The 13,064-nt window shown below is 71.4% G+C and carries 9 protein-coding genes and 1 tRNA gene; 2 read left to right on the top strand and 8 right to left on the bottom strand.

What is annotated here, in order from left to right; all coding sequences use genetic code 11:
• From C5H89_RS16865 to argS, 6 genes are all read right to left on the bottom strand, one after another.
• The coding region (locus C5H89_RS16865) for a Rho termination factor N-terminal domain-containing protein (protein WP_205305092.1) at nt 1-686 on the bottom strand (686 nt) is incomplete at its 3' end.
• A gap of 255 nt (nt 687-941) precedes the next feature.
• On the bottom strand, nt 942-1,841 hold the full coding sequence (thrB, locus tag C5H89_RS16860) for a homoserine kinase (protein WP_104108130.1): 900 nt from the start codon (nt 1,839-1,841) through the stop codon (nt 942-944).
• A 2-nt stretch (nt 1,842-1,843) separates the two neighbouring features.
• Nucleotides 1,844-2,911 carry a threonine synthase gene (thrC, locus tag C5H89_RS16855; RefSeq protein ID WP_104108129.1) on the bottom strand — a complete coding sequence of 356 codons (1,068 nt, stop codon included), beginning with the start codon at nt 2,909-2,911 and terminating at the stop codon, nt 1,844-1,846.
• Nucleotides 2,908-4,200, bottom strand: a complete 1,293-nt coding sequence (locus C5H89_RS16850; protein ID WP_104108128.1) for a homoserine dehydrogenase — start codon at nt 4,198-4,200, stop codon at nt 2,908-2,910. The genes thrC and C5H89_RS16850 overlap by 4 nt, the downstream gene beginning before the upstream one ends.
• Nucleotides 4,197-5,606, bottom strand: a complete 1,410-nt coding sequence (lysA, locus tag C5H89_RS16845) for a diaminopimelate decarboxylase (RefSeq protein WP_104108127.1) — start codon at nt 5,604-5,606, stop codon at nt 4,197-4,199. Before lysA ends, C5H89_RS16850 begins: the two co-directional genes overlap by 4 nt.
• A gap of 3 nt (nt 5,607-5,609) precedes the next feature.
• Complete coding sequence (gene argS, locus C5H89_RS16840) at nt 5,610-7,265, bottom strand: arginine--tRNA ligase (RefSeq protein WP_104108126.1); 1,656 nt, start codon at nt 7,263-7,265, stop codon at nt 5,610-5,612.
• 131 nt (nt 7,266-7,396) lie between these two features.
• Here argS and C5H89_RS16835 point away from each other — a divergent pair.
• Nucleotides 7,397-7,468 (top strand) — tRNA-Arg (locus tag C5H89_RS16835).
• 97 nt (nt 7,469-7,565) lie between these two features.
• Here C5H89_RS16835 and C5H89_RS16830 read toward each other — a convergent pair.
• On the bottom strand, nt 7,566-8,474 hold the full coding sequence (locus C5H89_RS16830; protein WP_240181923.1) for an LCP family protein: 909 nt from the start codon (nt 8,472-8,474) through the stop codon (nt 7,566-7,568).
• Nucleotides 8,475-8,506: 32 nt separating this feature from the next.
• Entirely contained in the window at nt 8,507-9,103 is a 597-nt protein-coding gene (locus C5H89_RS16825) for a hypothetical protein (protein ID WP_104108124.1), read from the bottom strand.
• A gap of 156 nt (nt 9,104-9,259) precedes the next feature.
• Between C5H89_RS16825 and C5H89_RS16820 the strand changes: the two genes are divergently transcribed.
• Nucleotides 9,260-13,051 carry a multifunctional oxoglutarate decarboxylase/oxoglutarate dehydrogenase thiamine pyrophosphate-binding subunit/dihydrolipoyllysine-residue succinyltransferase subunit gene (locus tag C5H89_RS16820; protein WP_104108123.1) on the top strand — a complete coding sequence of 1,264 codons (3,792 nt, stop codon included), beginning with the start codon at nt 9,260-9,262 and terminating at the stop codon, nt 13,049-13,051.
• Nucleotides 13,052-13,064 lie beyond the last annotated feature (13 nt).

Raw genomic sequence — 13,064 nt, 5'->3', positions numbered from 1 at the left:
TCGCGGTTGCCCTGCTGATCGCGGTTGCCCTGCTGGTCCCGGTTGCCCTGCTGGCGGCGTTGGCGCTTCGGGGCGTTGGCCTCGGTCTCGCGCTGGGCGTCCTGCTGGTTGTCCCGGGCGCGCTCCTCGCGAAGCTCCGTCGACGCCTCGCGCCGCGCCTCCCGGGTCTGGCTGGTCACGGTGTGCCCACCCTGGGCCTCGCTCGCGGGCTCGCTCGAGCCAGCCGCAGCAGCCTCGCCCCGAGTACGACGGCGGGTGGCACGTGCCGGCGCGTCCGGCTTCCTGGACTCTTCGGCGGTCCCGCTGGTGGTGCTGGCGGCGTCCTGGCTGCCGGACTCGCCTGCCCCGGTCCCGGACTGGACGGGCGCGCCGCCAGCCCTCTTGCCAGCCGATCGTGCCGCGACCCGCTCAGTGGACCGGGCAACAGGAGCCTGGGCCTCGGGGGCCGTGCTGGGGGCCGCGTCGGCGGCTGCGGCTCGGGGCGGGGACTGCACGCCGCGGATCGCCTCGACCAGCTGCGCCTTCTTCATCGAGCCGGCACCGGGGATGGCCAGCGCGCCCGCCATCGCCTTGAGGTCCGCGAGCAGCATGGTGTTGAGGCTGGTGGCGCGCTTGCGCTGCGTCGGCGCAGTCGTGTCAGGCGCCTGCGTCGCCTCGGAACCGGTCGAGCCGGGGTTTTCGGTCACGTGAAGTCCTTGCCACGTCCAGTGCGGGGCGGTGAGAACCGCCGGGCATCCGTTGATGAGTCTCCCCGACCTCGTCGCTCGCGGATGCGAGGCGCCGGTGCGGACACGTCGGAAGGGGGATGAGGCACACCGGGGGGTGCTCTTCGCAGTCACCGGTGGTCGCGCGCGGGTGGCGCGCCGGTCACGCTACCACTCCCGGCGGCCTCGGATCGGGAGCGGGAGGCGGTCGGCGGTGCGGCGCGAGTCCATGCGTCGTCAGTGCACCGTGGCGCCGTCCTGGTCCACCTCGAGGTGCCGGGCCTGCCAGCCCGACGGGCAGCGGCTCAGCAGCCCGCCCACCGAGGCGTGGTCGGTGAGGGCCAAGACGGTGGGACCGGCGCCTGAGACCACCGTCGGCACCCCCGATTGGCGCAGCCGGCGCACCAGGGCCAGGGAGTCGGGCATCGCCGGCTCCCGGTAGTCCTGGTGCAGGAAGTCCTCGGTGGCCGTCATCAGGCATTCGGGCCGGACCGCCAGTGCCGCGACCAGCAGGGCCGCACGACCGGCGTTGGCCGCTGCCCGAGCGTGCGGCACCGTCTCGGGGAGCAGGCCTCGTGCGACCGACGTCGCCACGGGTACGTCGGGCACGAACGCCACCGCCGTGACCCGAGGGTCCACGGCACCCTTGACGGCGTACCACTGCTCGTCCGCCCGCCCGGCGATCGTGAAGCCGCCCAGCAGGGCCGGGGCGACGTTGTCCGGGTGTCCCTCCAGGTCCGAGGCCAGGGTCAGCAGGGCGTCGTCATCGAGCAGCAGCGCTCCCCCGGCCACCAGCGCGCGGGCCAGCACCAGGCCCCCGACGATGGCCGCGGAGGACGACCCGAGGCCTCGGGCGTGCGGGATCTGGTTGTCGCAGACCAACCGCAGCCCCGGCGGCTGGGCGCACATCGCCTGGAACGCGATCCGCATGGCTCGCACCACGAGGTGGCTCTCGTCCAGCGGAACGTCGCCGGCTCCCTCGCCACGCACCGAGATCTCCAGTCCCGACTCCACGACCTGAGCGACGAGGGAGTCGCGCCAGGCCAGTGCGAGGCCGAGACTGTCGAATCCGGGCCCGAGGTTGGCGGACGTGGCCGGGACGGTGACCCGGACCTCGCCCGGCACGAAGGTCGTCACGGTCAGGTCAGCCCGGCAGCGGCGGCCGCGGCGTCGACCTGGGCGTCGACGACGGTGTCCACGATCGCACCCACGCCCTCCAGCGCGGTGTCGGTGTCCTTGAGCCCGTGGCCGGTGACGGTGATGACCACCGTCTTGCCCGCGTAGGACTCACCCTGCGCCAGCTCCTGCAGCATGCCGGCGACCCCCGCCGCCGAGGCCGGCTCCACGAAGACCCCGTCGTTGCGGGCCAGCTCGCGCTGGGCCGAGAGGATCTGGTCGTCGGTGACCGAGGCGAAGCGGCCGCCGGACTGGTCCGCCGCGTCCACCGCGAGCTTCCAGGAGGCGGGGTTGCCGATCCGGATCGCGGTGGCCTTGGTCTCCGGGTTCGGGAAGGGCGAACCGGTGACGAGCGGCGACGCGCCCTCGGCCTGGAAGGCACGCATGACCGGCTTGCCGGTCGCCCGCCCCAGGTCGGCGTACTGCTGGTAGCCCAGCCAGTACGCCGAGATGTTGCCCGCGTTGCCCACCGGCAGCAGGTGGTGGTCCGGGGCGTCCCCGAGACGGTCGACGATCTCGAAGGCGGCCGTCTTCTGCCCCTCCAGACGCACCGGGTTGACCGAGTTCACCAGGGCCACCGGGTAGTTGTCGGCCAGACCCCGGGAGAGTCGGAGGCAGTCGTCGAAGTTGCCGCGCACCATGATCACCTGCGCGCCGTGCATGATCGCCTGGGCCATCTTGCCGGCCGAGATCTTGCCCTCCGGCACCAGGACCAGGGGCTTGAGGCGGGCCTTGGCTGCGTAGGCGGCCATCGAGGCCGAGGTGTTGCCGGTGGACGCACAGACCACCGCCTCCGCGCCCTCGTGCTTGGCCACCGAGATCGCGGCGGTCATGCCGCGGTCCTTGAAGGAGCCCGTGGGGTTGTCGCCCTCGACCTTCAGCCAGACCTGGCCGCCGGTGAGCTCGGAGAGCCACTCGGAGGTGACCAGGGGGGTGCCGCCCTCCCCGAGCGTGACCGCGGGAGTCCCCTCCGGGAGCTGCATCAGCTCGCGGTACTCCTCGATGACTCCACGCCACTGGTGAGAACTCACTCCGACTCTCCTTCAACGCGCATCACTGAGGTGACCTCGCGCACGATGTCCATGGTCCTGAGCTGCTCGACGGTGGCAGCCAGCTGGGCGTCCGTGGCCTGGTGCGAGACCACGACGAGCTGGGCGTCCGCGCCCCGGCCCTCTTGGCGCACCGTCTGGATCGACACCTCGTGCTCGGCGAAGGCCTGCGCCACCGCCGAGAGCACGCCGGCGCGGTCCTGGACGTCGATGGCCACGTGGTAGCGGGTGAGCGTCTCGCCCATCGGCTGGACGGCGCGGTCGGCGTAGGCCGACTCCCCCGCGCCGGTGGTGTTGGAGAGCCGGTTGCGGGCGACGGTGACCAGGTCGCCGAGGATCGCGGACGCGGTCGGCGACCCGCCGGCGCCGGGGCCGTAGAACATCAGCTGCCCGGCCGCCTGGGACTCCACGAACACCGCGTTGTAGGCGCCGCGGACGCTGGCCAGCGGGTGGCTGCGCGGGATCATGGCGGGATGCACGCGGACCGCGACGCGGTCCTCGCGCAGCTCCGCGATCGCGAGCAGCTTGACCACCGCCCCCATCTCCCGGGCCGAGGCCACGTCGGCCGCGGTCACCTCGGAGATGCCCTCGCGGTGCACGTCGGCGGCGGTGACGCGGGAGTGGAAGGCCAGGCTGGCCAGGATGGCGGCCTTCGCGGCGGCGTCGAAGCCCTCGACGTCGGCGGTCGGGTCGGCCTCGGCGTAGCCCAGCTCCTGGGCCTCCTCCAGCGCCTCGGAGAAGCCGGCGCCGGAGCTGTCCATCTTGTCGAGGATGAAGTTCGTGGTGCCGTTGACGATGCCCATGACGCGGGTCACCCGGTCGCCGGCCAGGGACTCGCGCAGCGGACGCACGATCGGGATGGCTCCCGCGACGGCCGCCTCGTAGTAGAGGTCGCGCTCGGCCTTGGCGGCCGCCTCGAAGAGCCGGGGCCCGTCCTCGGCCAGCAGTGCCTTGTTGGCGGTGACGACCGAGGCGCCGTTCTCCAGCGCCGACAGGATCAGGGACCGAGCGGGCTCGAGACCGCCGATCACCTCGATCACCAGGTCGATGTCGCCGCGTGCCACCAGGCCGGCGGCATCGGTGGTGAGCAGCCCGGCGGGCACCTCGACCTCCCGCGCCGCGTCGAGCCGGCGTACGGCGACGCCGGCCAGCTCGACGCGGGCACCCACCCGGGCCTCGAGATCGGCCGCCTGCTCGGTCAGCAGCCTGACCACCTGGGACCCCACCGAGCCGCAGCCCAGCAGGACCACCTTCAGCGACTTGTCGCTCATGCTCCACCTACGTCGGTTGCCAACAGATCGTCCTCAGTCTCACGCCGCACGATCACTCGTGAGGCACCGTCCCGCACCGCGACCACGGGCGGCCGCAGGGCATGGTTGTAGTTCGACGCCATCGACCGGCAGTAGGCGCCGGTGCCCGGCACCGCCAGCAGGTCCCCGGGCGCGACGTCGGCCGGGAGGAACTCGTCCTTGACCACGACGTCCCCTGCCTCGCAGTGCTTGCCCACGACCCGGGAGAGCCTGGGAGCTGCCGTCGAAGCGCGGCCGGCGAGCGTGCAGGAGTAGTCGGCGTCGTAGAGCGCGGTGCGGATGTTGTCGCTCATGCCCCCGTCGACACTGACGTAGGAGCGGCGAGCGCCGCCGTCGAGCGCGACCTCCTTGACCGTGCCGACGCTGTAGACCGTGCACATCGAAGGTCCCGCGATCGCGCGCCCGGGCTCGATGGAGAGCCGCGGCGCCGCGATGCCCAGGGCCCGGCACTCGCGCGCCACGATCTCCCGCATCTCGCCCGCGAGCTGACCGGGCTGGGACGGGTCGTCCTGGGTGGTGTAGGCGATGCCGAACCCACCCCCGAGGTCCATCTCCGGCAGCACCACGTCCAGCTCGCTGACCACCCGGGCGTGCAGCGCCAGGACCCGGCGGGCGGCGACCTCGAAGCCGGAGGAGTCGAAGATCTGGCTGCCGATGTGGGAGTGCAGACCGAGCAGCTCCAGACCCGGCGCCGCGAGGATCCGCCGGACCGCCTCGAAGGCGTCGCCGGAGGTGATCGAGAAGCCGAACTTCTGGTCCTCGTGCGCGGTCGCGATGTACTCGTGCGTGTGCGCCTCGACCCCGGCGGTCACCCGCACCATCACCCGGATCCGGGGATCGGCGCCCCCACGAGCCGCGGCCAGCGCCTCCAGGCGCTCGACCTCGTGGAAGGAGTCGACCACGATGCGGCCCACCCCCAGCTCGACGGCACGCGCCAGCTCGGCGGCGGTCTTGTTGTTGCCGTGGTAGCCCACCCGGGCCATGTCAAAGCCTGCGCGCTGGGCCACCAGCAGCTCCCCGGCGCTGCACACGTCCAGGCACAGCCCCTCCTCGGCGACCCACCGGGCCACCTCGGTGCACAGGAACGCCTTGCCGGCGTAGAACACGTCGTAGTCGTCGAAGGCGTCGCGGAAGGCACGGGCGCGGCCGCGGAAGTCCGCCTCGTCCAGGACGTACGCCGGGGAGCCGTGCTCGGCGACCAGGTCGGTCACGCGCACGCCCCCGATCTCCAGCACCCCGTCGCTCTTGCGGGCGGTCTGCGACCACAGGTGCGGGACCAGGGCGTTGGGGTCAGCGGGCTCACGCAACCAGGAGGGACCCTTCAGGGCACCGTCGGCGTGCGCCCATCCGGCTTCGTGTGAGGGCACAGGTCACATCCGCTCGGGTGCCGAGACACCCAGCATGGCCAGGCCGTTGGCCAGCACCGTGCGGGTCGCCGCGACCAGCATCAGCCGGGCTGCGTGCAGGTCGCCCGGCTCCTCGTCGCCCATCGGCAGCACCCGGCAGTTGTCGTAGAACCGGTGGTAGCTGGCCGCGGTCTCCTCGAGGTAGCGGGCGACCCGGTGCGGCTCGCGCAGCTGCGCGGCCGAGGCGACGACTCGCGGGAGCTCGGCGAGCGCCCGGAGCAGCTCCCCCTCCTTCTCGTGGGTGAGCAGCTCGGGGTGCGAGGCGGGCTCAAGACCGAGATCCGCGGCGTTGCGCAGGATCGAGCAGACCCGGGCGTGGGCGTACTGGACGTAGTACACCGGGTTGTCGCTGGACTGCCTGGTGATCTGCTCGACGTCGAGGGTCAGCGGAGAGTCGGCCGGATACCGGGCCAGGGAGTAGCGCAGGGCGTCGACGCCGATGAGGTCCACCAGCTCGCCGAGGGTGACGATCTCGCCGGCGCGCTTGGAGAGCCGGACCTCCTCGCCGCCCCGCATGATCTTGACCAGCTGGCCGATCGGGATCTCGATGTTCTTCTCGGGGTCGTCCCCGGCGCAGGCGGCCATCGCCTTGAGCCGGCCCACGTAGCCGTGGTGGTCCGCGCCGAGCAGGTAGATGCAGATGTCGAAGCCCCGCTCGCGCTTGTCGACGTAGTAGGCGGTGTCGGAGGCGAAGTAGGTCAGCTCGCCGTTGCTGCGCCGCAGCACCCGGTCCTTGTCGTCACCGAAGTCGGTGGTGCGCATCCACAGCGCGCCGTCGCGCTCCACCAGGTGGCCGTTGCGCTGGAGCACGTCCATGGCGTGCTCGACCTTGCCGCCGTCGTGCAGGGACCGCTCGGAGAACCACACGTCGAAGTGGGTGTTGAAGGAGTCGAGCTGGTCCTGCTGCTCCTTGAGCTGCAGCGCGTAGCCGGCTTCGCGGAAGGCCACCAGGCGCTCCTCCTCGGGCAGGTGCACGATGCCCGGGTCGGCCGCGACGATCTCCGCAGCCAGGTCCGCGATGTAGGCGCCCTGGTAGCCGTCCTCGGGCACCGGGCGGCCCAGTGCCGTGGCCTCGATGGAGGCGCCGAACTTGTCCATCTGGTTGCCGCGGTCGTTGATGTAGAACTCGCGCTCGGCGGTGGCCCCGGCGGCTGAAAGCACCCGGGCGATGGCGTCCCCGACGACCGCCCACCGGGTGTGGCCCAGGTGCAGCGGACCTGTGGGGTTGGCGGAGATGAACTCGACGTTGATCCGCTGCCCCGCGAGGGCCTGGTTGGTGCCGTAGCTCTCGCCGGCCGCCACGACCTCGGTCGCGACCTGGCCCTGCGCCTGCGCGTCGACGCTGATGTTGAGGAAGCCGGGCCCGGCGATCTCGACCCTGGAGATGCCCTCCGCGGCCTCGAGGCGAGCCTTGACCTGCTCGGCCAGGGCGCGCGGGTTGGTGCCGGCCTTCTTGGCCAACTGCAGGGCGACGTTGGTCGCGTAGTCGCCGTGCTCCTTCTGTCGAGGTCGCTCCACCGTCACGCTCGTCGGGGCACCGTCTGGCAGGTCCAGCGTGCCTTCGGTCACCAGGGCGCTCAGCGCGTCGACGATCAGGGAGGACAGTTGTTCAGGAGTCACCCCACCAGCCTAAGTGAGGAAGGTGGCCGCACCTGCACCGGTTTCACCGTGCGAGGCCCGGAGGAGAGGGTGAACAGCGAGGCGGTTTCGCACCCGGCGCCCACGAGCGGTAGTCTTTCGGCGCGTACTGAGCCCCCGTAGCTCAGGGGATAGAGCACCGCCCTCCGGAGGCGGGGGCCTAGGTTCGAATCCTAGCGGGGGCACAGAGCACGAGCAGGACGCAAGCAGCACGGCCCCGGTCGCCCAGCGACCGGGGCCGTTCAGCTGTCCGGACCATCCGGTGCCCGCGTCGTACGCCGGCTAGCAGCGCTTGATCGTGGCGTCCCTGCGGGCGTCCTCGCCCCACCTTCGGGCCCGGGCCACGTCGGGGAAGACCACGCTCGCGGCACCGGCGAAACCGACCCGGCCAGGCACCACGCAGGTGGTGATCCTGCGCGGGTCCACCTGAGCCACGGCCTGGGCCAGCCGGAACAGCTCGGCCGGCGAGGCGTTGGTGTCGGTGTGGCGCAGCACCGACATCACCCCTCGCTCGATGAAGCCCGGCTCGTCGGCCTGGCCGGCGATCCTGGCCTGGATGCCCCGCAGCGTCCGCTGCTGGTTCGCCGACCGGCCGAAGTCCCCGTCGGGCAGCCCCTTGCGGATCCGGCTGAACGCCATGGCGTCGTAGCCGCCGAGGTGGATGCGGCCGGTGCCGAAGCCCTCGCGCTTGAGGTTGGGGTCGCTGAAGCGGCGCGGGTTGCGCACCGTGATCCCGCCGATGTCGTCGACCATGTCCTCGAAGAACGGGAACCTCGTCACCATGACGTAGTCGGGCTCGATGCCGGTCAGGTCGCGCATGGCCGCCGCCATCAGCTGCGGCCCGCCGAAGACCAGGGCGGAGTTGATGCGCTCGCGCCCGTACCCGGGGATGGAGACCCACGAGTCCCGCGGCACCCCGATGGCCGTGGCGGCGCCGGAGGTGGTGTCGAGTCCCACCAGCTGCAGGGCGTCACCGCGGCTGCGCGTCATCGGCTGGCCGGGACGGGCGTCGGACCCCACCGCCAGGATCCACACCACCCGGGGGCTCAGGTCGACCGCCTGGGCCCGGCGGACCTTGACCAGCGAGACCTGCGTCGGCGCGACCGACGCGTCGGGCACGACCAGCGCCAGCGCCGCCAACGCGACGGCCACCCCGCAGGCGCGCAGCAGGCCGGGCCCCCGTCGTGGCACCGGTCGTCGATCTCCTCGTCGGGGGAACACGCTCATCGCGTGCCCTTGGTCAGGTCGTAGGCGAAGACCTTCCAGTCGTCGCCGACCTTGGTCAGGCTCACCCGGCCTCGCAGCAGCACCTTGGTGCGCACCTCGCCCTCGGTCCGGTAGTCCAGCGTGACGCGCGCCGTCACCCCCACGGGACGGCGGCCGACCGCCAGCACGTCGTAGCGCACCGCACGCTTGGTGACCTGCACCGAGTCGATCCGGGCCGCGAGGTCGGCGCCGGAGACCAGCCGACGGTCCCGGCGCGCCGCCCTGGCCGCGGCGGGGGTGAAGCCGACGAAGGCGCCGGTGACGGTGCGCGGCCACTCGCCCCCGACGAACGCGGTGTCCAGCCACTCGTCGATGACCGGGGTCACCTGGTGCCGCAGCGCCCGGAGCCGGGCGCCGGGGATCGGGCCCACGACCTGTCCCATCAGCACCTTGGTGGCACGCGCCGGCGCCGCCACGCTGGGTTCGGTGGTGGCCTCGGAGGCCGCCGGGGCCCCGGCGTCACCGTCGGTCCCCGAGCCGGTGCACCCGGCGGCCGCGCCCATCAGGGCGAGGCAGAGCAGCAACGGGATCGTGGCCCGGAGCGGATGGATCATGACGTGCGACTTCCCTCGCCTCGGTTTTGCTCCTGCGTCCGGCTCCACCATGCCCCAAAGGTGACCCTTGAGCCTGCATTTGTGAAGCGGGGGGTCTAGCCTTGTGGCGACTCACGTCCGTACCCACGCGCTTACCCGGAAGAGGCGAACCAAGCCGTGCCGCAGTCCCCCAGCTCTGATCAGTCCTCCCCCACTCCCGGCGCCGACTTCGGCGCCAACGAGTGGCTGGTGGAGGAGATGTTCGAGCAGTACCAGAAGGACCCTTCGACAGTCGGCTCCGCGTGGTCCGACTTCTTCGCGGATCGCGCGGCGGTGCCGAACGGCGACCAGCGATCCGCCAGCGTCGCGAGCAAGCCCGCGGTGTCGAGCAGCTCGGGGTCGGCCGCGAAGCCCGCCGTCGCCGCCCCTAAGCCGGCTGCTCAGGCTGCGGCCCCCAAGGCGGGCGGCGCCGCGTCGACCGGCCCCGTCCCGGTCGCCAAGCCGCGACCCTCCGCGCCTGCCGCGGAGCCCGCGAAGGGCACGGACAAGCCCGTCGCCAAGGACCCCAAGCCCGCGCCGCCGGCCGAGGCGAACGCCGAGACGACCTTCACCGTGCTGCGCGGCGCCCCGGCCCGCACGGCGCAGAACATGGACGCCTCGCTGACCGTGCCCACCGCGACCTCTGTGCGCTCCCTGCCGGTGAAGCTGCTGTGGGACAACCGGACCGTCATCAACAACCACCTCGCCCGCGCGCGCGGCGGCAAGGTGTCCTTCACCCACCTGATCGGCTACGCGCTGGTGCAGGCCGTGAAGTCGATGCCGGAGATGAACGTCGGCTTCGACGTCGTGGACGGCAAGCCCAACCTGATCACGCCGGCCCACATCAACCTCGGCCTGGCGATCGACGTACCCAAGAAGGACGGCAGCCGCCAGCTGCTCGTGCCCGCCATCAAGGCGGCCGAGACCATGGACTTCGCCGGCTTCTGGACCGCCTACGAGGAGATCGTCTCCAAGGCGCGTGACAACAAGCTGACCGTGGCCGACTTCCAGGGCACCAGCATCTCGCTGACCAACCCGGGCGGTATCGGCACCAGCCACTCGGTGCCCCGCCTGATGAAGGGCCAGGGCGCCATCATCGGCGTCGGCGCGATGGAGTACCCGCCGGAGTGGCAGGGCGCCTCGGCCGAGACGATCGCCCGCAACGCCATCAGCAAGGTGATGACCCTCACCTCCACCTACGACCACCGAGTCATCCAGGGCGCCCAGTCGGGTGAGTTCCTCAAGCGGATGCACTCGCTGCTGCTGGGTGCCGACGGCTTCTACGACGAGATCTTCCGCTCCCTGCGGATCCCGTACGAGCCCATTCGCTGGGGCGCCGACATCGCCACCAACCACGACGAGGACATCAGCAAGCAGGCGCGCATCCTGGAGCTGATCCACGCCTACCGGGTGCGGGGCCACATGATGGCCGACACCGACCCCCTGGAGTACCGCCAGCGCAGCCACCCCGACCTCGAGATCGAGACGCACGGGCTGACCCTGTGGGACCTGGACCGCGAGTTCGCCACCGGCTCCTTCGGTGGCGAGGGCCGCCGGTTCATGAAGCTGCGCGACATCCTCGGGATCCTGCGCGACTCCTACTGCCGCACCACCGGCATCGAGTACATGCACATCATGGACCCCGAGCAGCGTCAGTGGATCCAGGAGCGGGTGGAGCGTCCCCACACCAAGACCCCCCGCGAGGAGCAGCTGCGCATCCTGCTCAAGCTCAACCAGGCCGAGGCCTTCGAGACGTTCCTGCAGACCAAGTTCGTGGGTCAGAAGCGCTTCTCGCTCGAGGGCGGTGAGACCACGGTCCCGCTGATCGACGAGCTCTGCGAGGCCGCCGCCGAGGCTGACCTGGACGAGGTCACCATCGGGATGGCCCACCGGGGCCGCCTCAACGTGCTGGCCAACATCGTCGGCAAGAGCTACTCCCAGATCTTCCGCGAGTTCGAGGGCAACATCGACCCGCGGACCGTCCAGGGCTCGGGCGACGTCAAGTACCACCTCGGCGCCGAGGGCGAGTTCGTCTCCGGCAAGGGCGACACCATCAAGGTCTCCGTGGCGGCCAACCCCTCCCACCTCGAGGCCGTCGACCCGGTGCTCGAGGGCATCGCCCGGGCCAAGCAGGACATGCTCGACCGCGGGTCGGACTTCCCCGTGCTTCCGCTCCTGGTGCACGGCGACGCGGCATTCGCCGGGCAGGGCGTGGTGGCCGAGACGCTCAACCTGTCCCAGCTGCGCGGCTACCGCACCGGCGGGACCATCCACGTCGTGGTGAACAACCAGGTCGGCTTCACCACCTCCCCCGGGGCCTCGCGCTCCTCGCTCTACTGCACCGACGTGGCCCGGATGGTCCAGGCACCCATCTTCCACGTCAACGGTGACGACCCGGAGGCGTGCATCCACGTCGCCCGGCTGGCCTTCGAGTACCGCCAGGCGTTCAAGAAGGACGTCGTGATCGACCTGGTGTGCTACCGCCGTCGCGGACACAACGAGGGCGACGACCCGTCGTACACCCAGCCGCTGATGTACGACCTGATCGAGCAGAAGCGCTCGGTGCGCAAGCTCTACACCGAGTCGCTGATCGGTCGTGGCGACATCACGATCGAGGAGGCCGAGCAGGTGCTGCGCGACTACCAGCAGCAGCTGGAGCGCGTCTTCACCGAGGTGCGCGAGGCCTCCTCCACGCCGTCCTCGTGGACCACCGTGCCCGACTACCCCGAGAAGTCGGCGGGCGCCACCACCACGGCGGTCTCGCCCGAGGTGCTCAAGCGGATCTCGGACGCCTACATCACACCGCCGGAGGGCTTCACGGTCCACCAGAAGGTGATGCCTCAGCTGCAGCGTCGTGCCGCGGCCATCACCGACGGTCCCATCGACTGGGGCACGGGTGAGATCCTGGCCTTCGGCTCCCTGCTGATGGACGGCCGGCCGGTGCGCCTGGCGGGCCAGGACTCCCGCCGCGGCACGTTCGTGCAGCGCTTCGCCACCATCATCGACCGCAAGAACGCCGACGAGTGGACCCCGCTGACCAACCTGAGCGAGGACCAGGCGAAGTTCTACGTCTACGACTCCCTGCTCTCCGAGTACGCCGCCCTCGGCTTCGAGTACGGCTACTCCGTGGCCCGTCCGGACGCCCTGGTGCTCTGGGAGGCCCAGTTCGGGGACTTCGTGAACGGCGCCCAGACCGTCATCGACGAGTTCATCTCCGCGGGCGAGCCCAAGTGGCGCCAGCAGTCCGGCGTGGTGCTGCTGCTGCCGCACGGCTACGAGGGTCAGGGACCCGACCACTCCTCGGCCCGCATCGAGCGCTTCCTGACGATGTGCGCCGAGGACGCGATGGTCGTCGCCCAGCCCTCGACGCCGGCTTCGCACTTCCACCTGCTGCGCAGCCACTCGCTCGGCGAGGAGCACCGACCGCTGGTGGTGTTCACGCCGAAGTCGATGCTCAAGCGCAAGGAGGCGGCCTCCCAGCCCTCCGACTTCACCCAGGGCACCTTCCGCCCGTTCATCGGGGACGACGCGGCCGACCCGGCCGCAGTCGAGACCCTGCTGCTGTGCTCGGGACGCATCACCTGGGACCTCATGGTGGAGCGCAAGAAGCGCGAGGACGGCTCCAGCTTCGCGATCGGCCGGGTCGAGCAGCTCTACCCCCGCCCCGTGGACGACATCAAGGCGGAGATCGCCAAGTACCCGAACCTCAAGGCGATCCGCTGGGTCCAGGACGAGCCGGGCAACATGGGGCCGTGGCCGCACTACGCGCTCAACGTGTGGTCCGAGCTCGACCTCCCCGTCGAGCAGGTCACCCGCCCGCAGTCCGCGTCGCCGTCGGTGGGCACCCTGAAGCGCCACGTGGAGGAGCAGAAGAACCTCCTCGACCGGGCGTTCGCCCCCGTCGAGGCGGCTCCCGGGACCGACTACTAGGCCGAGGGCTCGG

Source organism: Nocardioides sp. 616 (assembly GCF_002930065.1).
Classification (GTDB): Bacteria; Actinomycetota; Actinomycetes; order Propionibacteriales; family Nocardioidaceae; genus Nocardioides; species Nocardioides houyundeii.
The sequence above is the reverse complement of the archived record's forward strand: the minus strand, read 5'-3'. Positions and strand labels throughout refer to the sequence as shown.

Bases quoted from the DNA above. Each gene is read 5' to 3' on its own strand.
- C5H89_RS16850 (WP_104108128.1), bottom strand. From the start codon at position 4,200: ATGAGCGACAAGTCGCTGAAGGTGGTCCTGCTGGGCTGCGGCTCGGTG.
- C5H89_RS16825 (WP_104108124.1), bottom strand. From the start codon at position 9,103: ATGATCCATCCGCTCCGGGCCACGATCCCGTTGCTGCTCTGCCTCGCC.